This window comes from Streptomyces sp. NPDC090106, assembly GCF_044747265.1.
GTDB lineage: Bacteria > Actinomycetota > Actinomycetes > Streptomycetales > Streptomycetaceae > Streptomyces.
On the sequence record NZ_JBIVDS010000014.1, the window covers coordinates 253,573 to 272,080 of the forward strand.

The 18,508-nt window shown below is 74.0% G+C and carries 17 protein-coding genes; 10 read left to right on the forward strand and 7 right to left on the reverse strand.

Annotated features, from left to right (window positions below; translation table 11 throughout):
- The first annotated feature begins 82 nt into the window (after nucleotides 1–82).
- Nucleotides 83–571 carry an ATP-binding protein gene (locus ACIPSE_RS37275; protein ID WP_401671986.1) on the forward strand — a complete coding sequence of 163 codons (489 nt, stop codon included), beginning with the start codon at nucleotides 83–85 and terminating at the stop codon, nucleotides 569–571.
- Nucleotides 572–955: 384 nt separating this feature from the next.
- Here the strand turns inward: ACIPSE_RS37275 and ACIPSE_RS37280 are convergent, their stop codons facing one another.
- Nucleotides 956–1,882, reverse strand: a complete 927-nt coding sequence (locus ACIPSE_RS37280) for a cyclase family protein (protein ID WP_401671847.1) — start codon at nucleotides 1,880–1,882, stop codon at nucleotides 956–958.
- A gap of 99 nt (nucleotides 1,883–1,981) precedes the next feature.
- Between ACIPSE_RS37280 and ACIPSE_RS37285 the strand changes: the two genes are divergently transcribed.
- The 4 genes from ACIPSE_RS37285 (at nucleotide 1,982) to ACIPSE_RS37300 (ending at nucleotide 6,460) form a co-directional block, all read left to right on the forward strand.
- Nucleotides 1,982–2,890, forward strand: coding sequence for an SDR family oxidoreductase (locus tag ACIPSE_RS37285; protein ID WP_401671850.1), 909 nt, complete (start codon nucleotides 1,982–1,984; stop codon nucleotides 2,888–2,890).
- Nucleotides 2,891–2,918: 28 nt separating this feature from the next.
- The gene (locus ACIPSE_RS37290) at nucleotides 2,919–4,064 is read left to right on the forward strand and encodes an acyl-CoA dehydrogenase family protein (protein ID WP_401671853.1); all 1,146 of its coding nucleotides are present in this window, start codon (nucleotides 2,919–2,921) and stop codon (nucleotides 4,062–4,064) included.
- Nucleotides 4,064–5,113 carry a Zn-dependent alcohol dehydrogenase gene (locus ACIPSE_RS37295; protein ID WP_401671855.1) on the forward strand — a complete coding sequence of 350 codons (1,050 nt, stop codon included), beginning with the start codon at nucleotides 4,064–4,066 and terminating at the stop codon, nucleotides 5,111–5,113. The genes ACIPSE_RS37290 and ACIPSE_RS37295 overlap by 1 nt, the downstream gene beginning before the upstream one ends.
- Before the next feature lie 93 nt (nucleotides 5,114–5,206).
- Complete coding sequence (locus tag ACIPSE_RS37300) at nucleotides 5,207–6,460, forward strand: MFS transporter (protein WP_401671857.1); 1,254 nt, start codon at nucleotides 5,207–5,209, stop codon at nucleotides 6,458–6,460.
- Here ACIPSE_RS37300 and ACIPSE_RS37305 read toward each other — a convergent pair.
- Entirely contained in the window at nucleotides 6,394–7,419 is a 1,026-nt protein-coding gene (locus ACIPSE_RS37305) for a GlxA family transcriptional regulator (protein ID WP_401671860.1), read from the reverse strand. The two genes, ACIPSE_RS37300 and ACIPSE_RS37305, sit on opposite strands and share 67 nt — an antisense overlap.
- A gap of 72 nt (nucleotides 7,420–7,491) precedes the next feature.
- Between ACIPSE_RS37305 and ACIPSE_RS37310 the strand changes: the two genes are divergently transcribed.
- Nucleotides 7,492–8,811 carry an MFS transporter gene (locus ACIPSE_RS37310; protein WP_401671862.1) on the forward strand — a complete coding sequence of 440 codons (1,320 nt, stop codon included), beginning with the start codon at nucleotides 7,492–7,494 and terminating at the stop codon, nucleotides 8,809–8,811.
- A 132-nt stretch (nucleotides 8,812–8,943) separates the two neighbouring features.
- Here ACIPSE_RS37310 and ACIPSE_RS37315 read toward each other — a convergent pair whose 3' ends face one another.
- The 5 genes from ACIPSE_RS37315 to ACIPSE_RS37335 all read right to left on the reverse strand — a co-directional run bounded on the left by ACIPSE_RS37315 (nucleotide 8,944) and on the right by ACIPSE_RS37335 (nucleotide 15,917).
- Nucleotides 8,944–9,525, reverse strand: coding sequence for a flavin reductase family protein (locus ACIPSE_RS37315; protein WP_401671864.1), 582 nt, complete (start codon nucleotides 9,523–9,525; stop codon nucleotides 8,944–8,946).
- Between the two features lie 56 nt (nucleotides 9,526–9,581).
- Nucleotides 9,582–10,436, reverse strand: coding sequence for an enoyl-CoA hydratase/isomerase family protein (locus ACIPSE_RS37320; RefSeq protein WP_401671865.1), 855 nt, complete (start codon nucleotides 10,434–10,436; stop codon nucleotides 9,582–9,584).
- Nucleotides 10,427–12,652 (reverse strand): acetate--CoA ligase family protein, encoded by a 2,226-nt coding sequence (locus ACIPSE_RS37325; RefSeq protein ID WP_401671867.1) that lies wholly within the window; start codon nucleotides 12,650–12,652, stop codon nucleotides 10,427–10,429. The genes ACIPSE_RS37320 and ACIPSE_RS37325 overlap by 10 nt, the downstream gene beginning before the upstream one ends.
- Nucleotides 12,653–12,825: 173 nt before the next feature.
- Nucleotides 12,826–14,013, reverse strand: a complete 1,188-nt coding sequence (locus ACIPSE_RS37330) for a flavin-containing monooxygenase (RefSeq protein ID WP_401671870.1) — start codon at nucleotides 14,011–14,013, stop codon at nucleotides 12,826–12,828.
- Nucleotides 14,014–14,288: 275 nt separating this feature from the next.
- Nucleotides 14,289–15,917, reverse strand: coding sequence for a subtype B tannase (locus tag ACIPSE_RS37335; RefSeq protein ID WP_401671989.1), 1,629 nt, complete (start codon nucleotides 15,915–15,917; stop codon nucleotides 14,289–14,291).
- Nucleotides 15,918–16,139: 222 nt separating this feature from the next.
- On the opposite strand from ACIPSE_RS37335, the gene ACIPSE_RS37340 reads away from it, so the two are divergent.
- The 4 genes from ACIPSE_RS37340 (at nucleotide 16,140) to ACIPSE_RS37355 (ending at nucleotide 18,508) form a co-directional block, all read left to right on the forward strand.
- Nucleotides 16,140–16,592, forward strand: coding sequence for a DoxX family protein (locus tag ACIPSE_RS37340; RefSeq protein WP_401671872.1), 453 nt, complete (start codon nucleotides 16,140–16,142; stop codon nucleotides 16,590–16,592).
- The gene (locus ACIPSE_RS37345) at nucleotides 16,589–16,984 is read left to right on the forward strand and encodes a Zn-ribbon domain-containing OB-fold protein (RefSeq protein WP_401671874.1); all 396 of its coding nucleotides are present in this window, start codon (nucleotides 16,589–16,591) and stop codon (nucleotides 16,982–16,984) included. Before ACIPSE_RS37340 ends, ACIPSE_RS37345 begins: the two co-directional genes overlap by 4 nt.
- Before the next feature lie 64 nt (nucleotides 16,985–17,048).
- Nucleotides 17,049–17,651: a GNAT family N-acetyltransferase gene (locus tag ACIPSE_RS37350; RefSeq protein ID WP_401671876.1), complete on the forward strand. Its 603-nt coding sequence runs from the start codon at nucleotides 17,049–17,051 to the stop codon at nucleotides 17,649–17,651.
- On the forward strand, nucleotides 17,648–18,508 hold the full coding sequence (locus ACIPSE_RS37355; RefSeq protein ID WP_401671879.1) for a GNAT family N-acetyltransferase: 861 nt from the start codon (nucleotides 17,648–17,650) through the stop codon (nucleotides 18,506–18,508). Before ACIPSE_RS37350 ends, ACIPSE_RS37355 begins: the two co-directional genes overlap by 4 nt.

Below are 18,508 nucleotides of genomic sequence, written 5' to 3' on the forward strand. Positions count from 1 at the left end.
AATGGCTACGATCGTGGCCCTCGTGAGGCGCGAGGCTATGTGTCCGCCGGTTCGGATGGTGTGAGCGGTGCAGGTGCTTCAAGTGCAACTGGAGATCCGGCCCGACCCCGCTGAGGTGGGACGAGCCCGGAGGTGGGCCCGGTCGCGGCTCGCCGTGTCCGGCATAGAGGCCGACGAGCCGCTCGCCGAGACACTGATCCTCCTCGTCTCCGAACTCGTCACCAACGCCGTGGTGCACACCGGCTGTCCGGCCGTGCTGCGGCTGTCGCTGCCGGGTGTCGTCACCGAGGAGGCGACCGTCCGGCTGGAGGTCGCCGACGCCAGCAGCTGCGCGCCCGTTCCCCGCTGTGCCGACGGCGACGCGACCGGCGGCCGTGGACTCGCCCTTGTCGACGGGCTCGCCGACCGCTGGGGCTGGAGTCCCGAGGGCGCCGGCAAGCGCATCTGGTGCGAACTGGACCGCTGCACACGGCGCCAGGAGTCCGCGCCGTCCGCGTTCGGCGGCGGCGCCGCGTTCGAGGGCTACGGCGACTACGAGGGTTACGAGGGTCTGGCCTACGAGGCGGTGTAGCGCCGGCACGGGGCCGCGCGACGGGTGCGCGACGGCGGGGTGCCTGGTCGTGGCCGGTCGGCTCCGGGGCGATGCGCCGGGATGTGCTTCCGTGCGCGCCCATGACAAAAGGTGGCGTAAGTCATGAATCTCCGAACGGGTGTTGACGCCGTGTGCCCGGCTGCTCACGCTGGTGGTCAGCGATTCGCCGCGAGGGGACGCCGAGGGCTTCGGTGACGGAAGCCCCCGACGAGTGCGGGTCGCCCCGCGGCGTCGGTTCTCTCGGGGCATGGAAGAGCCGGGGCGGGAACGCCGGGCTGGACGGCGGCGCAGGGCACCGCGCCCGGGGCGGGCCGCGGAGCGCCGCCGTCCGGCTGTGTCCGCGCATGCCGTCGCGGCGCCGTCTCAGAGCACCGCCACGGGTGCCACCGGGGTGCCCGTCGCGCCGACGAACGGCTCGGGCATCGCCGACAGCAGGAAGGCGTACCGGCCCTCTTCTCCACAGGCTGTGGACAACTCTTCGAGATTCCAGTTCTGGCCCTGGAGCATCCCCATCTCCACCAGGTCCAGCGCGTGCACCGGCAGCCACAGGTCGTCGATCTCGGGCGGGAAGATCTCGAAGGTCATCGTGTCGTTCGCGACGGCCGCGACGTCCCGTGCGTGGAACCACTCCGGCGTGCGCACCGACAGGCCCGGCGACGGATAGGCGTAGGCGTGCTTGTCGCCCGCCAGGTACACCTGCGTCTGGCCCGTGCGCACGAGGACGACGTCCCCGGCGCGCACCCGCGTCCCCGCCAGGTCCTCCGCCGCCTCCAGGTCCTCCGGGGTCACCGCATGGCCGCCGTCGAGCCGCTCCCGGCCCAGGGCGCGCGCCACGTCCAGGAGCACCCCGCGCGAGACGATGTGCCGCGCCGTGGCGATGCCGCTGAACTCGGCGCCCCCGTGCGCGGTGACGGTCCCGGCGGGGCGGCCGTTGTAGAGCCGGCCCGAGTGCGAGACATGGGTCAGCGCGTCCCAGTGCGTCGCCGCCTGAAGGCCCATGGTCACGGCGTCGTCGCTGCACGCGACCGTCCCCGGGCCGAAGATCTCCTGGTTGATCTGCACCATCGTGTGCAGCGGGTTGACCCGCCCCGGGATCATCCCGGTCTGCACGCCGTCCTGCTGCAGGGGGAGCGCGAGCGGGACGCGGCGGCCGGTGCGGATCTCGGCCGCGGCCTGCCGGACCACCTCGTCGGTGATCAGGTTCAGGGTGCCGATCTCGTCGGCCGCACCCCAGCGGCCCCAGTTGTTCACGCGTTCGGCGATGGCGTGGAACTCGGCGGGCAGCGGCATCGGGCCTCCCCGGGTTGTCTTCGGACAGGGGCTTGTCACCTGGTGTGCGACGGGCCATAAAATCTAACGGTCCGTCAGAAACCGCGGGAAGGGGCCGGCGTGGGGAACTTCTTGGCAGGCAAGGTCATCGCCGTGACGGGGTCGGGACGGGGCATCGGCCGGGCCGTCGCGCTCGCCGCCGCCGCCGAGGGCGCGCGGGTCGTCGTCAACGACTACGGGGTGTCGGTCGACGGGTCGTCGCCGACCAGCGCGGTCGCCGAGGGCGTGGTGAAGGAGATCGAGGCCGCGGGCGGGGAGGCCGTCGCCGTCGCCGACGACGTGTCCACGATGGCCGGCGGGCAGCGGATCGTGGACGTGGCCCTCGCCTCCTTCGGGCGGCTCGACGGAGTCGTGTGCGTCGCCGGGATCCTGCGCGAACGCATGCTGTTCAACATGACCGAGGACGAGTGGGACCCGGTCGTCGCCACCCACCTCAAGGGCACCTTCACCGTGTTCCGGGCCGCCTCCGCGGTCATGCGCAAGCAGGGCGGCGGGACGCTGATCGGGTTCACCAGCGGCAACCACCAGGGATCCGTCTCGCAGGCCAACTACAGCGCCGCCAAGGGCGGGGTGATCTCCCTGGTGCGCAGCGCCGCGCTGGGGCTGAACAAGTACGGGGTGACCGCCAACGCGGTGGCACCGGTCGCACGGACCCGGATGTCCGCGGGCGTGCCCATGGAGCTGGCGGAGATCGGGGAGCCGGAGGACGTGGCGGCGCTCGTCGTCTATCTGCTCTCCGACCGGGCCCGGGAGATCACCGGGCAGGTGTACACCGTCGCCGGCGCGAAGCTCGCGGTGTGGGCGCAGCCGCGGGAGCTGCGCGCCGCGTTCTCGGAGGACGGCGCGTGGACGCCCGAGGGGATCGCGGCCGTGCTGCCCGAGTCGGTGGGGGTCGATCCGATGCCGATGCTGGTGCGCCTGGAGGAGATGGAACGGGCCGCGGCGCGGGGGGAACGCCCCAACGCCTGAGGGTGTCCGGCGAGTCGAGGAGGCGTCGATGGACTTTGGGTTCGCAGCTGAGGACGAGACGTTCCGGACGGAGGTCCGGGAGTGGCTCACCGCGCACGCCGGGGCCGGACAGGACCGCCGGACCTGGGAACGGACCCTCGGGCGGGCCGGGTGGATCGGCCTGGGCTGGCCCGCCGGGGGCTACGGCAACCGCCCGCTCCCGCTCACCCGGCAGGTCGTGTGGGCCGAGGAGTACGCGCGCTCCGGGGCCCCGCCGCGGTCCGGGCACATCGGGGAGAACCTGCTCGCCCCGACCCTGCTCGCGCACGGCACCGACGAGCAGAAGGACCGGTTCCTGCCCCCCGTCGCGGCCGGTGAGGAGCTGTGGTGCCAGGGCTACAGCGAACCCGGGGCCGGGTCCGACCTCGCCGGGGTGAGCACCAGGGCGGAACCCGGCGCGGACGGGGCGTACCGGATCACGGGACAGAAGATCTGGACGTCCCTCGCCCACGAGGCGGACTGGTGCTTCGTGCTCGCGCGGACCGAGCAGGGGTCGAAACGCCATCACGGCCTGTCCTTCCTGCTGGTGCCGATGGACCAGCCGGGCCGCATCGAGGTCCGGCCCATCCGTCAGCTCACCGGCACCGGCGACTTCAACGAGGTGTTCTTCGACGGGGCGCGCGCGGAGCATGTCGTCGGGGGCGCGGGACAGGGCTGGCGGGTGGCGATGAGCCTGCTCGGGTTCGAGCGGGGCGTGTCCACGCTCGCCCAGCAGGTCGGGTTCGCCGAGGAGTTGGACGGCGTCGTACGGGCCGCCGTCGCGTCGGGGGCGGTGCGCGACCCCGTCGTACGGGAGCGGCTGGTGCGGCAGTGGGCCGAGTTGCGGGTCATGCGGTGGAACGCGCTGCGCACCCTCGGGCGGGCCGGGGACGCCGGGGCGCCCAGTGTGGCCAAGCTGCTGTGGGGCGGCTGGCACCAGCGGCTCGGGGAGCTGGCGTTGGCGGTGCGCGGGCCCGCCGGGGGCGTCGGACCGGCCGACTGGACACCCGGCTCGCCGTACGAACTCGACGCGTTCCAGCACCTGTTCCTCTTCTCCCGCGCCGACACGATCTACGGCGGCTCGGATCAGGTCCAGCGCACGATCATCGCCGAGCGGGTGCTCGGACTGCCCAGGGAACCCAAGGGAGTTGTGTGATGCGTGCAGTGGTGTTCGACGGGAAGCGGGTCGAGGTCGTCGACGACCTCGACGTACGGGACCCCGGGCCGGGGGAGGTGCTCGTCGCGCTCGCCGCCGCCGGGCTCTGCCACAGCGATCTGTCCGTGGTCGACGGGACCATCCCCTTCCCCGCCCCCGTGGTGCTGGGGCACGAGGGCGCGGGGGTCGTGCAGGCCGTGGGGGCCGGGGTCACGCACGTCGGACCCGGGGACCACGTGGCGCTGTCCACGCTCGCCAACTGCGGGGCCTGCGCCGACTGCGACCGGGGGCGGCCGACCATGTGCCGCAAGGCGATCGGGCGGCCCGGACAGCCGTTCACCCGCGGCGGGCGCCCGGTGTACCAGTTCGCCTCCAACTCGGCCTTCGCGGAACGGACCGTCGTCAAGGCCGTGCAGGCGGTGCGCATCCCCGCGGACGTTCCGCTGACCTCCGCCGCGCTCATCGGCTGCGGGGTGCTGACGGGTGTCGGCGCCGTGCTCAACCGGGCGCGCGTCGACCGCGGGGACACCGTCGTCGTCATCGGCACGGGCGGCATCGGGCTCAACGTGCTCCAGGGGGCCCGGCTCGCGGGCGCCCTGCGGATCGTCGCCGTCGACGCCAATCCGGCCAAGGAGGCGGTCGCCCGGCAGTTCGGGGCGACCGACTTCCTCACCTCGGCGCAGGGGGTGCGGGAGCTGCTGCCCACCGGCGCCGACCACGTCTTCGAGTGCGTGGGACGCGTCGAACTGGTCCGCCAGGCGATCGAGTTGCTCGACCGGCACGGACAGGCGGTGCTGCTGGGCATGCCGGCCGCCGGCGCGGAGGCGTCCTTCGCCGTGGCCTCCATGTTCCTGGACAAGTCGATCCTCGGCTGCCGCTACGGCTCCTCCCGCCCCCAGCGGGACATCCCGCTCTACGCCGGGCTCTACCGGGACGGCCGGCTGCTCCTGGACGAACTGGTCACCCAGACCTACCCGCTGGAGGAGTTCGAACGGGCGGTCGCCGACGCGGAGGCGGGAAAGGTGGCCCGCGGGGTGCTGACCTTCTGACGGCGGACCATGCCCGATCCGGGCCGGGAGGGTGGTCCACAGGCCCGGAAATCCGCTGCCGTGATGTCGGTGCGGGCGCCTACCGTCGACTCCATGAGCTATCGAGACGTCGCCTCCAGACCGGTGCTGATCTGGGCCTGCACCGCCGTCGCCGCCCGCATGCCGGTCGCCATGGCGCCCCTGGCGCTGGTGTTCCTGGTACGGGAGCGGCCCGGCGGCTACAGCCTGGGCGCGGCGCTCGCGGCGGCCTATGTGATCGGCGAGATCCTCGGGGCGCCGGTGCTCGGGACGCGGCTCGACCCGGCGCGCGGACGGCGGCACCTGGTCGCCGGACTGGCGTGCGGGGCCGCGGGGTTCACCGGGCTCGGGGTGTTCGCCGGGGCGCACGCGGGGGTGCTCGCCGGGTTCGCGTTCGTCGCCGGGGCGGCACCGGCCGCGGTGGCGGGCGGGCAGCGGGCGCTGCTCACCTCGCTGGTGCCGGAGCGGGCCGTGGCACAGGCGCTGTCCACCGAGTCGATGCTGATGTCCGGGGTGTGGGCGGTGTCGCCGGTCGCCGTCGCGGGGCTCGCGCTCGGGGTGGCGCCCCGGCTGCCGCTGCTGCTGGCCGCCCTGCTGATGGCCGCGTCGATCGCGGGGCAGGTCCTGCTGCCCGCCGGATGGGACACGGGGGAGGAGTCCGTGAAGGGGGCCTCCGCGGTCCGGGCGCTGCTGCGGGCCTGGCCCGTGTACGTCACGGGCGCGGCCAGCCTGACCCTGCTGGGCCTCGCCGAACTGACCCTGCCCGCGCTGCTGGAGCAGCGCGGGATCGCCGTCGGCTGGTCCGGGCCCATGCTCGCCGGGCTGGCCGTGGGCTCGGGCCTCGGGGCGTTCGTGTACGGGCTGCGGTCCTGGCCGGGACGGCTCCGGGCGCGCAGCGTGGTGCTGATGTGCGGGATGTCGGTCTTCGTGACGCTCGCCGCGCTCGCGCCGGGCGCGGCCGGGATCGCCGTCGCCCTCGTCCTCGCGGGCACCCTCCAGTCCGGCGCCCTGATCACCCGGAACCTGTCCCTGCGGGAGGCCGTGCCGGCGGGGGCGCTCGCCGCGGGGTACTCCGTGATGTACGCGGCGGCGGGCGCCGGCTACGCGGCCACCGGGTCCCTCGCCGGCGGTCTCCTCCAGCTGGTGACCCCGTCCGCGGCGATCCTCGCCGGAGTGGCCCTGACCCTGCTCCTGACCGCGCTGGGCTGGTGGGGCGAGGTCCGGCGGGCGGAGGCGGGGACGGCACGGACGTCCGGGGGAGGTCAGGCGCCGCCGGTCCGGCGGGTCTCCGGGGCCGGGTTTGTTTCCGTGCGGAAGGTGCGGCGGTAGGTCGTCGGGGTGACGCCGAGGGCCGACTGGAGATGCTGGCGCATGGACTGGGCCGTGCCGAAGCCCGCGTCCCTGGCGACCTGGTCGACGGAGAGGTCCGAGGACTCCAGCAGGTGCCGGGCCCGTTCCACCCGCTGCTGGGTGAGCCACTGGCCGGGGCTGATGCCGACCTCCTCGCGGAAGCGGCGGGTGAAGGTCCGCACCGACATGGACTCCTGCTCGGCCAGGTCCCGCAGCTGGATCGGCTCGTGCAGCCGGCCCAGCGCCCAGGCGCGCGCCGCCGTGGTGCCGGCGAACTGCGGCTCCGGCACCGGACGCCGGACGTACTGCGCCTGGCCGCCCTCGCGGTGCGGCGGCACGACCGTGCGGCGCGCCACCTCGTTGGCGACGGCGGTGCCGTGGTCCCGGCGCAGCATGTGCAGGCACAGGTCGACCCCGGCGGCGACGCCCGCGGAGGTCAGGACGTCGCCGTCGTCCACGTACAGGACGTCCGCGTCCACCCTCACCCGCGGGAAGAGCCGCTGGAACCGCTCGGCCTCGGCCCAGTGCGTGGTGGCGGGGCGCCCGTCGAGACGGCCCGCGGCGGCCAGGACGTAACTGCCGGTGCAGATGGAGGCGAGCCGGGTGCCCGGGCGGATACGGGCGAACGCGGCGGCCAGTTCCCCGGTCAGCACCCCCTGCTCGAAGACCGGGCCGAGTTCGTACGACGCCGGGACGATCACCGTGTCGGCGGTGGCCAGTGCCTCGGGGCCGTGCTCGACCTGGATGGCGAAGTCGGCGTCGGTCCGTACCGGGCCCGGTGGCCGGACCGAGCAGGTCACCAGCTCGTACAGCGGCCGGCCGGAGGCGTCCCGGGGGCGGCCGAAGATGCGGTGCGGGATGCCCAGCTCGAAGGGGAGGATGCCGTCCAGGGCGAGGACGACCACGCGGTGCGGACGGTGCCCGGGCTCACGGCTCATGGCCCGATCCTAACGAATGCTGTCCTTCGGGCCAGTGGAAGGGGGCGGGCCCGGGGCCGGAAGCTCTAGGGCGTGACCCAGACAACCGACGCCGCCGGCCCCGACACCGCCACCACCGCCGGGCCCGCCCGGCGACGCCGCTCCCTCCACCGCGCGTGGTTCGTCGCCGCCGTCACCTTCGTGACGATCATCGGCGCCGCCGCCTTCCGCTCCCTGCCCGGACTGCTCATCGACCCCCTGCACCAGGACTTCGGCTGGTCACGCGGCACGATCAGCGCGGCCGTCTCGGTCAACCTCGCGCTGTACGGGCTCACCGCGCCCTTCGCGGCGGCGCTGATGGACCGGTTCGGCATCCGCCGGGTCGTCGCCGTCGCGCTGACGGTCATCGCGCTCGGCTCGGGCCTGACCGTGTGGATGACCGCGGCCTGGCAGCTGCTGCTGTGCTGGGGGCTGCTGGTCGGCCTCGGGTCCGGCTCGATGGCGCTGGCCTTCGCCGCGACCGTCACCAACCGCTGGTTCACCGAGCGGCGCGGTCTGGTCACCGGCATCCTCACCGCCGCCTCGGCCTCCGGGCAGCTCATCTTCCTGCCGGTGCTGTCCTGGATCGTCCAGACGCACGACTGGCGCCCCGCCGCCGTCACCGTCGCCCTCGCGGCCCTCGCCGTCGTGCCCTTCGTCTGGCTGCTGCTGCGCGACCACCCGGCGGACGTGGGCCTGAAGCCGTACGGGGCGAAGGAGTTCGTGCCCAAGCCCGCCCCGGTGCCGGGCGCCGCCCGCCGCGCGCTGCGGGTGCTGTTCCAGGCCTCCCGCACGGGCACCTTCTGGCTGCTCGCCGGGACCTTCGCCATCTGCGGCGCCTCCACCAACGGCCTGATCCAGACCCACTTCGTGCCCGCCGCCCACGACCACGGCATGCCCATCACGGCCGCCGCCGGACTCCTCGCGGTCATCGGTGTCTTCGACGTCGTCGGCACCATCGCCTCCGGCTGGTTCACCGACCGCTTCGACGCGCGCCGCCTGCTCGCCGTGTACTACGCGCTGCGCGGCGTCTCGCTGCTGTTCCTGCCGATGCTGCTCGCCCCGAGCGTGCACCCGCCGATGCTGTTCTTCATCGTCTTCTACGGCCTCGACTGGGTCGCCACCGTCCCGCCCACCGTGGCCCTGTGCCGCGAGGTCTACGGCGAGGACAGCGCCATCGTCTTCGGCTGGGTCCTCGCCTCCCACCAGGTCGGCGCCGCGCTCGTGGCCTTCGCGGGCGGCGTGGCACGGGACGCCTTCGGCTCCTACGACATGGTCTGGTACGCCTCCGGTGCGCTGTGCGCGGTGGCGGCGCTGATGGCGCTGGTGATCCGGCGCAGGCCGGCTCCGGCACCGGTGGCACTGCCGGCCTGAGACACGGCCGGCGGTCCTGGGCCGTAGCCGCGAAGTCCCGCCCGCCCCCGCGACGCCCGGCACGCCGAGAGCAGGCACCGGACGCCGCGGGGCCCGCCCTCCGGGCGGACGACGGGACTGTGCGGACACCCCCTAGAGGAACCGCCCCTGGTGGAACAGCAGCGGTGCGCGCTCCTCGGCGGAGTCGGACGTGCCCAGCGCGTCCACCCGGCCCACCACGATCAGATGGTCGCCCCCGGTGTGCACCGCGTGCACCGTGCAGTCGACCCAGGCGAGCGTGTCCGCGAGGCGGGGCGAGCCGGAGACGGGGGCCGCGTCGAAGGCGACGCCCGCGAACTTGTCGGCGCCGCTCACCGCGAAGCCCCGGCACAGCCCGCCCTGGTGCGCGGCCAGCACGTTGACGCAGAAGACGCCCGCGCGGGCGATACGGGGCCAGGTCGTGGACGTCCGGCCGACCATGAAGGCGACGAGCGGCGGATCGAGGGAGAGGGAGGAGAAGGACTGGCAGGCGAAACCCGCGGGGCCCCGCCCGTCGGCGCCCGGGGCCGTGACCACGACCACGCCCGTCGCGAAGCTCCCCAGCACCCGCCGGAACTCGGCCTGGCCGACCGGCGCCCGCTCGTCCGCGCGGACACAGCGCAGCGCGGGGCGCGGGAGCGGCTCCAGGGGGGCCGCTCCGGCGGAGCGGAGATAGCGGACGGCGGCTTCTGCCATGCCTGCTTGTCCCATCACCCTTCGATTGAACCTGACGGTGCGTCAGATAGGAAGGGTCAGCGGCCCCTGAACTCCGGGCTCCTGCGCTCCACGAAACTCGCCACGCCCTCCTGGGCGTCCGCCGTCGTCATGTTGATCTCCTGGGCCGCCGCCTCCGCGGCGAACGCCGTCGCGCGGTCGCTGTCCAGGGAGGTGTTGACGAGGTGCTTGGTGAGGGCGAGGGCGCGCGTGGGACCGGCCGCGAGCCGGGCCGCCCAGTCGCGGGACTCCTTGTCCAACTCGCCGTCCGGGACGGTCCGGTTGACCAGCCCCAGCCGTTCGGCGTCCGCCGCGGACAGCGCGTCGCCGAAGAACATCAGCTCCTTCGCCCGGTGGGGGCCGATCAGCCGCGGCAGGAGATACGCGCCCCCGCCGTCCGGGACCAGCCCGCGCCGGACGAACACCTCGATGAACCGCGCCGACTCCGCCGCCAGCACGAGATCGCAGGCGAGGGCGAGATGGGCGCCGAGACCGGCCGCCGTGCCGTTCACGGCGGCGATCACCGGCTTCTCGCAGTCGAGGACGGCGGAGACGAGCCGCTGCGCGCCCAGCCGCAGCATCCGGGCCACGTCCCCGGCGACGCGTTCCCCGGCGACGCGTTCACCGCCGCCGGAACCGTCTTCCGAACCGCCCCCCGAACCGCCCCGCGACCCGGCTCGCAGGTCCGCGCCCGCGCAGAAGGCCCGGCCCGTTCCGGTGAGGACCACCGCGCGGATCTCCGGATCGGCCGACGCGTCCCCCAACAGGCCGATGAGCCGGTTTCGTCCGGCGGGGGTGAGCGCGTTGAGGGCCCCGGGGCGGTTGAGGGTGAGGTGGGCGACCCGGCCCTCGACCGTGTGCAGCAGCTCGGTCGCGAGCCCGGTCACCGGCACACCACCAGCGCGTCCAGCGCCACCGCGCCCTGGCCCCGCTCCAGCACCATCAGCGGGTTGATGTCCAGCTCGGCGATGTCGTCGCCCAGTTCCATCGCCATGCGCTGCACCCGCAGCACGACCTCGACGAGCGCCTCGACGTCGGCGGGCGGCCGGCCCCGCACCCCGTCCAGCAGGGCCCGCCCGCGCAGATCGCCGAGCATGTCCCGCGCCTGGTCCTCGGTGAACGGCGGCACCCGCACGGCGGAGTCCCGCAGCACCTCCACGAGCACCCCGCCGAGCCCGACCGTGACGGTCGGCCCGAACAGGTCGTCGTGGGTGACGCCGACGACCATCTCCACGCCGGGCTCCACCATCTGGCAGACCAGGACGCCGTCCAGGGCGACGTCCTCGTAGCGGGCGATGTCGGTCAGCTCGCGGTAGGCGTCGCGCACCTGGCTGGCGGAGGTGAGGCCGATCTTCACCAGGCCCAGCTCCGTCTTGTGGGCGATCCGCGCGCCGGACGCCTTCATCACCACCGGGTAGCCCACCAGGCCCGCCGCCCGGACGGCCGCCGCCGCGCTGGTCACCAGCTGCTCGCGCGGCACGCGGATGCCGTACGCGCGCAGCAGCTGCTTCGCCGCGTGCTCGCTGAGCTGCTGGCCCGGGCGCATCAGGGCCTGGGCCTTGCGGAACGAGGGCGAGGGGGTGCGCGGGGCCTCGTCGAGGGGGGAGCGGTAGCGGGCCGTGAAGCGGTGGTGGCCGAGGTAGGCGCGGACCGCCGTGACACAGTTGCCGACCGTGCGGAAGGTGGCCACCCGGGACGACCCGAGCAGCACCTCGCGGTAGGCGGGTTCGGTGCCGACGGGCGAGCCCCACACCACGCACACCAGCTTGTCGGTCTGCTCGGCGGCGTCCACCAGGTCCCGCACCAGCCGGTCGCTGAGCGGCGGGAACGGGCCGGTGACCGGGCAGATCAGTACGCCCACCGACGGGTCGTCGAGGATCGCGTCGATGATCTTCCGGCCGCGCCAGTCGCCGACGGGATGCCCGCCGTTGTCGACCGGGTTGGCGACACCGAGGAACTCCGGTATCCACTGGTGCAGTTCGGCCTGCTTGGCCTCGGACAGGGTCGGCAGACTCAGCCCCGCCTCCGTCGCCAGGTCGGCGACGTGCGCGCCGGTGCCGCCCGAGATGGAGTAGACGACGACGCCGTCCGCGCGCGGCGGCCGGGCCCGCGCCAACAGGGCCGCGGTGTCCTGGAGTTCGTCGAGCCCGTCGACGCGGATCACGCCGTACTGCCGCATCGCCGCGTCCACCACCGCGTCCGCGCCGGTCAGTTTGCCGGTGTGCGAGGCGGCCGTACGGGCGCCGGTCTCGGTGCGGCCCACCTTGACGGCGACTACCGGCACCTTGCGGCGGGCGGCGCGGTCGGCGGCGAGCAGGAAGGAACGGCCGTCCTTCAGCCCTTCGACGTAACAGGCGATCGCGCCGACCTCGGGCCGCTCGGCGAAGTAGGACAGGAAGTCCGCGGTCTCCAGATCGGCCTCGTTGCCCGTCGGCGCCCAGTGGCTCAGCCGGACGCCGAGTTCCTGGAGGGCGAAGACGGGGCGCCCCTGGTGGCCGGACTGGGTGATGAGCGCGATCGCCGGTCCGCCGAGGTCGTCCCGGAACCGTTCGAAGGCGTTGAGGTTGGTGTTCGGGCCGAGCAGCCGCATCCCCGACCGCCGTACGGCCGCCGCCAGCCGGGCCTGGGCGAGGGCGCCCTCCTCGCCCGTCTCGGCGAACCCGGAGGCGAAGACGACGGCGAACCGCACCTTGGCCTCGGCGAGTTCCTCGATCACCGGCAGCGGGTCGGCCACCAGCAGGACGGCGAGGTCGACCTGCTCGGGCAGGTCGGCGACGGACGCCACGCAGTCGATGCCGAACACGGAGGGGCGGCCGGGATGCACCGGGTGCAGCCGCGCCCCGACCCGTTCGGACCAGGCGATCAGCTGCCGGGTGACGCCGGTGTTCGGGCGCCCTTCGGCGTCGGACGCGCCGATCACCGCGACCGACTCGGGCCGGAAGAACCGGTCCAGGTCGGGGACGTCCGAGTACAGCGGACGGCCGCCGACGTCGAGATCGCCGACGTCGGCCGGCCTGCCGTGGACGGCGGGGCCGGGTTGCTCGCCGCACGCGATGACCCGGGCCCGGCGGGAGTCGGTGGTGAGGGTGCCGTGGGTTGATCCAAGCATCGGTCCGCCCGCTCCTGTGTGACAGCCAAGACTGACGCCAGCCAACTGACGCACTGTCAGATTACATAACTGACGGTGTGTCAGGAATGCCTGTGCACACAGAAAGGAACGGACCTCAACCAACTGAGGCCCGTCACAGGGTCGTTCGAGCGGCGCCCGGCGCCGGGAGGTGCTCAGCGCCGGGCGGCGCTCCCCGTCCGCGCGATCGCCTTCGCGATCTTCTCCGCGTCGATCGCCAGCTCGCGGAACATGCCGCTGATGGGGTTGGTGAAGCCGGTGAAGTAGAGGCCGGGGGCGTCGGACGGGGTGCGGGCGCCGTGGACGCGGGGCCTGCCGCGGGCGTCGAGGACGTCCAGGTGGCCGATCAGGTCCTCCAGGGCGCGGGAGTAGCCCGTGGCCGCGATCACCGCGTCGGGGCCGATGCGGTCGCCGTCGGCGAGGACGACCTTGCCGTCCTCGAAGGACTCCACGGCGGCCACGATCTCCACCCGGCCCGAGCGGACGGCGTCGAGGAGACCCACGTCCTGGACCGGGATCGCGCCCTCCTTGACCCGGCTGTAGAGGCCGGTGTCGGGGCGGGGCAGGCCCTGGGCGGAGAGGTCGGGGACGCTGAGCTTCGCCATCGGCCCGGCGAGGCGGTCGACGAGGCCGACCGGCAGCCTGCGCACCAGGACGCCCGTGTACTGGGCGGCCCAGCCCGCGGTGGAGCGCCGCACGATGTGCGGGACCGTGCGCACGGCGAGGCGGACCCGGGACGCGCCGCCCTCCACCAGGTCCACCGCGATCTCCGCGCCCGTGTTGCCGACCCCGACGACCAGCACGTCCCGGCCGGCGTACGGCTCGGGGTTGCGGTACTCGTCGGCGTGGACGAGCTCGCCGGTGAAGGTGTCGCGGCCGGGCCACCGAGGCACCCGCGGGGTGTGGTTGAAGCCGGTGGCCACGACCACCGCGGCGCCCGTCAGCTCACGGCCGCCGGTCGCGTGCAGCAGCCAGCCCGTGCCGTCGGGGGCGCGGTCGACGCGGGAGACCTCCACGCCGGTGACGATCTCCAGCTCGTGGTGCTCGGCGTACTTCTCCAGGTAGCGCACCACGTTGTCGCGGGAGACCCAGCGCCCGAAGCGGCGCGGCATCGGCAGGCCGGGCAGGCCCGACAGGCGGCGGGTGGTGTGCAGATGGAGCCGGTCGTAGTGGCGCCGCCAGGAGGCGCCGACCCGGTCGGACTTCTCCAGGACGACGGCACGGACGCCCTGGGCGCGCAGCGCGTACGCCGCGGCGAGTCCGCCGGGGCCGCCGCCGATGACGTACACGGGGCGGGCGGCGGAAGACGCTGAGGTCGCGGGGGGCGTTGTGGAGTCGGCCATGAGCGCGAGCGTAATCACGTATGGGGTTGATGGGTCTCGGTCAAGCCCGGAATCGGTTGCGAATTGATCACGCCTGTAGGAGGGGTGGGTGGGGCCGGTGGCGTAGGGCCCCTGGTTGTGGCGGGCCGGTGTCCTCCGGGGCCGCCGGGGACAGCCCGGGGCGGCGGCGGAAAGGCCACGGCGCCGAGCCCGCGATCCGCGGTGGGGCTCGGCGCCGTGGTGGTGCGGTGGCCGGGGTCTGACGGGAAACCGGCACCGCGCTCAGGGGGAGGGGGCTACTTCCGCCGGGCGGTCCCGACGCCGGTCCTGTGGCCGGTCACCTGGGCGATCCAGGTGATGAAGTCGCCGGGGTCGGTGTTGGCGCCGTGGCCCTCGTCCCAGTAGTAGAGGTGGTTCACCTCGTCGCCCAGGCCCGCCGCGGCGGCGGCCAGGTTGGCGGAGACGGCGTGCGAGGTGTCGGTGTCGGCGGTGCCGAGGCGGATCCACCAGTGCTTGGCGCGCCCGGGGTTCTTCCGCTGGAGGAAGTACATCGGGTTCATCAGGTCCAGCTTCGCGGGGAGGTCGGAGGCGACCCGCCGACTGCTGAGCCCGGTGGTGTCGTTCTTCGCGCCGTACGCCGTGAAGTGGCGGCTCTGGGTGGTGCCCGTGCCGAAGAGGTTGTTCTCGCCGGCCGACAGGTCGAAGGCGTCGAAGGCCGGGGCGGACTTGCCGCGGGTGCCGACGTGGTCGAGGTACTGCTCCCAGGTGAAGCTCGCCCTGCCGCCGGACCAGGTGATGCCGGTGTGCGCGGCGAGATAGGTCGCGCGGTCGGCGTCGGACAGGGCGGCCAGATAGGTGGTCGCCGACGGCTCCAGGTACTGCTTGAGCAGATAGGCGTCGTAGTTGCGGGCGGTGAGGGTGCCGAAGCCGGAGCCCTTGAGGCCGCGCAGTCCGAGCGTGGCCTGGTACTCGGCGAACTGGGACCGCAGGGCCTTGGACACGGTCTGGTCGGCGGTGGAGCCGGACTTGGTGGCCAGCGTGCCCCAGTTCCACTCGTAGGCGCCGTCGGCGTGCTCCAGGTCGGTGATCGGGCACCAGGCGCCCACCGCGAAGATCGCGTCGGAGGCGTCGGCCGCGCCCAGCGCGGTGAGGGCCTTGTCGTACAGCGGGCTGTCGCCGGACGCGCCGAGCAGGGAGGACAGGGCGCCGCCCGCGCTGGTGCCCGCGGAGACGATCCGCTCCACGTTTCCGGGGATGCGGCCCTTGTTGGCCCGCACGTACCGGACGGCCGCCTTGAGGTCGACGATCGCCGCGGGCGCGGTGCCGTAGTAGGTGCCGTCGGCGTCGGTGAGGGTACGGCCGCGGGCGCCGGGCTCGATCACGACGTACCCGGCGGCCAGGGCGAGGAGCTGGTTGCTCGCGGTGGCGCCGCCGGTGGCGTTGGTGTTCGCGTTGGCGTTCGGCGCGGCTGAGGCGCCTGCCGACGCGCTCGCGGAGCCGCTGGGCGCGGTGCCGCCCGGTGCGGAACCGCCCATCGCCGAGCCGCCGCCCCCGATCCCGGTGGCGTCCGCGACGGACGCGGGCATGTAGCCGCCGACGGAGTTCGCGAACAGGATCGGCGCGTCGGCCGGGTCGACCGCGGTGCCGTCGATCTCGACCGGCGCGGAGACGATCAGCGACTGGTACGTGGCGTCCACCGGGTCGGCGACATAGGTGATCGCCTTCCAGAAGTGGTACGTCACCGCGTGCTCGGTGCCCTCGGTGCCGGTGACCGTCGTGGTCAGCTTCTCGTAGGCGTCCGGGTCGAAGACCAGGGAGTCCGAGGAGGACGAGGAGCCGGACGGGGACGACGATCCGCTCGACGCCTGCGCGCTCAGCGCGATGCCGCCGACCGCGGCGACACCCGCGCCCGCGCCGAGGCCCATCACTACGGTCCTTCGCTTGACTGCCCGGTGCTTCACGGTTCCACTCCCTGCGTCTGGGGCTTGCGACTGCGAAGGTAGCGAGATTGCCGACCAGATTGCCAACAATCTGGCCGCATTCAGAGTGAACCCATAGCTTCATGGCCGCCGCACAGGATTCCCTCAGCTCCGCTTCAGTCGCCGCGGCCTTCCCGGATCGCGTCACCTGACGTACCGTCAGATGCCATGGATACGATCTGGCTCAGCGGCGCCGAGTGGCTGGCCGTGCTGCGCGTCGGGCTCGGGCTGTGGTGGCTGGAGAGCTGGCGGCACAAGGACAGGAAGGGCTGGTTCGAGCGCGGCACCGGCATCGCCTGGGCCGCGGACGTGGCCGCCAAACACCGCTGGAACGCCGTCCGTTCGGGCTTCGACACGGTCGTGAAGCCGCGCCCGCGCACCATGGCGTACGTCGTCGTCTACGCCGAACTCGCCCTGGGTCTCGGCCTGGTGGCCGGGTTCCTCACCCCGATCGCCCTGGTCGCAGGCCTGTTGCTCAACGTCCTCTACTTCACGCTCATGATCCATGACTGGGCGGAGCAGGGGCAGAACGCGATGATGGCGCTGATCTCGGCGGTCGCGCTGTTCGCGATGGCCTGGCAGACCTGGTCCCTGGACAGCGCGCTGGGCTGGTTCGGATGACCGCGGCCCGCCACGACCTGCCCGAGCCCGACGCGTTCACCCGCACGTACTGGGACGCGGCCGGCGAGGGAAGGCTCCTGCTCCGCCGCTGCCGGGCCTGCGGGCGCCCCCACCACTACCCCCGCGAGTTCTGCCCGCACTGCTGGAGCGAGGACGTGGTGTGGGAGCCGGCGAGCGGCCGGGCCGAGCTGTACACCTGGTCCGTCGTGCACCGCAACGACCTGCCGCCCTTCGGGGAACGCGTCCCGTACGTCGCCGCCGTCGTCCAACTGGCCGAGGGGCCGCGGATGATGACCGAGATCGTGGACTGCCCGGCACCGGCCCTGCGGGCGGGCATGCGGCTTCGGGCCGGCTTCCGCGAGGGAATCCCGGTGTTCCGCCCCGAGGGGTGAGCCAGGGATCGCGTTCTCCGCCCCGAGGGGTGAGCGAGGAGCCCGTCCGGTATTCAATGGCCCGATGCCCCCTCCACGTGAACGGACCCACCGCCACCCCGCTCCCGAACTCCTCGGCCACGGGCTGCGGCTCGGCCGCTGGGACCCGGACTCCGACGCCGACGCGGAGGCCTGGCTGCGGGGCCGCTCCGACCCCGAGTTCCAGCGCTGGAACACCCCGCTGAAGCAGGTCACCGACCTCGCCGGGGCCCGGGTCTCGCTGCGCGCGGCGGCGGAGAGCGTCGCGGAGGGGGCCAGCGCGTCCTTCCGTGTGAGCGACGCCGACGCCGGGACGACGCTCGGGCACATCGGCGTCAACATGATCGACCGCGTCGGCCGCAGCGCGCGCGTCGGCTACTGGGTGCTGCCCGAGGCCCGCGGCCGGGGCGTCGCCACCCGTGCCCTCACCCTGGTCTCCCCCTGGGCCTTCACCGGACTGGGCCTGCACCGCCTCGAACTGGGCCACGCCCTCGGCCACGACGCGTCCTGCCGGACGGCCGAACGCTGCGGATACCCCTACGAGGGCACCCTGCGCGGCGCGATGTTCGAGGCCGGGACCCTGGAGGCCTTCCGGGACGTCCATCTGCACGCCCGTCTGGCCACCGACCCGGAGGCGGAGCCGAGATGACCTGGCACGTCACCGGGGACGTCGACGCGTTCCTCCGCCTCGCCGGACCCTTCCTGCGCTCCCGCCCGGTCCTGCACACCGTGCCCCTGACGGTCACCGAACGCCTGCGCACCGAGGGCCCGGCGGCGTACGGCGGCGCGGCCCCCGTCCTCGGCGCGCTGGAGCGGGACGGCGCCGTCCGGGCCGTCTGGTTCCGCACCCCGCCCCACGGGATCGTCCTGACCCCCCTCGCCGCCGAGGAGGCCGACACGCTCGCCGGGCACCTGGCCGGGCTCGGCCACGTCCTGCCCGGACTCCAGGCCGACCGGGGCACCGCCGTGGCCTTCGCCGACGCCTGGCGCCGGCACACGGGGGCCGAGGCCACGCTCCTGCTGCGCCAGCGGCTGTACCGGCTGGCCGAGCCGGTCTCGCCCGAGCCGTCGCCGCCGGGGCGGGCGCGGGTGGCGACGGAGGCCGACCTGGACCTGCTCACGGGCTGGTTCGACGCGTTCGCGGCCGACGTGGGCCGCGGTGCCGCGGTCCGGGAGGCCGGGGACCGGGTCGCCCTGCGCGTCCGGGACGGCCGTCTCCTGCTCTGGGAGACCCCGGACGGCACCCCCGTCGCCATGGCCGGAACCCACCCGATGGTCGCCGGACAGATCCGGATCGGCCCGGTGTACACCCCGCCGGAGCGGCGCGGCCACGGATACGCGGCAGCCGCCACGGACGCGGTCGGCCGGGCCGCCCTGGCCGCCGGGGCCGAGGAGGTCCTGCTCTTCGCGGACCTCGCCAACCCGACGAGCAACGGCGTCTACCGGCGGGTCGGTCACCGGGGCGTGGCGGACTTCGCCGTGTACGGCTTCTCGGCGCCCGGGTAG

What these genes read in the sequence shown, in the direction of transcription:
- ACIPSE_RS37280 (WP_401671847.1), bottom strand. Translation starts at nt 1,882, where the DNA reads ATGCCGCTGCCCGCCGAGTTCCACGCCATCGCCGAACGCGTGAACAAC.
- ACIPSE_RS37290 (WP_401671853.1), top strand. Translation starts at nt 2,919, where the DNA reads ATGGACTTTGGGTTCGCAGCTGAGGACGAGACGTTCCGGACGGAGGTC.
- ACIPSE_RS37295 (WP_401671855.1), top strand. Translation starts at nt 4,064, where the DNA reads ATGCGTGCAGTGGTGTTCGACGGGAAGCGGGTCGAGGTCGTCGACGAC.
- ACIPSE_RS37300 (WP_401671857.1), top strand. Translation starts at nt 5,207, where the DNA reads ATGAGCTATCGAGACGTCGCCTCCAGACCGGTGCTGATCTGGGCCTGC.
- ACIPSE_RS37305 (WP_401671860.1), bottom strand. Translation starts at nt 7,419, where the DNA reads ATGAGCCGTGAGCCCGGGCACCGTCCGCACCGCGTGGTCGTCCTCGCC.
- ACIPSE_RS37315 (WP_401671864.1), bottom strand. Translation starts at nt 9,525, where the DNA reads ATGGCAGAAGCCGCCGTCCGCTATCTCCGCTCCGCCGGAGCGGCCCCC.
- ACIPSE_RS37325 (WP_401671867.1), bottom strand. Translation starts at nt 12,652, where the DNA reads ATGCTTGGATCAACCCACGGCACCCTCACCACCGACTCCCGCCGGGCC.
- ACIPSE_RS37330 (WP_401671870.1), bottom strand. Translation starts at nt 14,013, where the DNA reads ATGGCCGACTCCACAACGCCCCCCGCGACCTCAGCGTCTTCCGCCGCC.
- ACIPSE_RS37335 (WP_401671989.1), bottom strand. Translation starts at nt 15,917, where the DNA reads ATGGGCCTCGGCGCGGGCGCGGGTGTCGCCGCGGTCGGCGGCATCGCG.
- ACIPSE_RS37340 (WP_401671872.1), top strand. Translation starts at nt 16,140, where the DNA reads ATGGATACGATCTGGCTCAGCGGCGCCGAGTGGCTGGCCGTGCTGCGC.
- ACIPSE_RS37345 (WP_401671874.1), top strand. Translation starts at nt 16,589, where the DNA reads ATGACCGCGGCCCGCCACGACCTGCCCGAGCCCGACGCGTTCACCCGC.
- ACIPSE_RS37350 (WP_401671876.1), top strand. Translation starts at nt 17,049, where the DNA reads ATGCCCCCTCCACGTGAACGGACCCACCGCCACCCCGCTCCCGAACTC.
- ACIPSE_RS37355 (WP_401671879.1), top strand. Translation starts at nt 17,648, where the DNA reads ATGACCTGGCACGTCACCGGGGACGTCGACGCGTTCCTCCGCCTCGCC.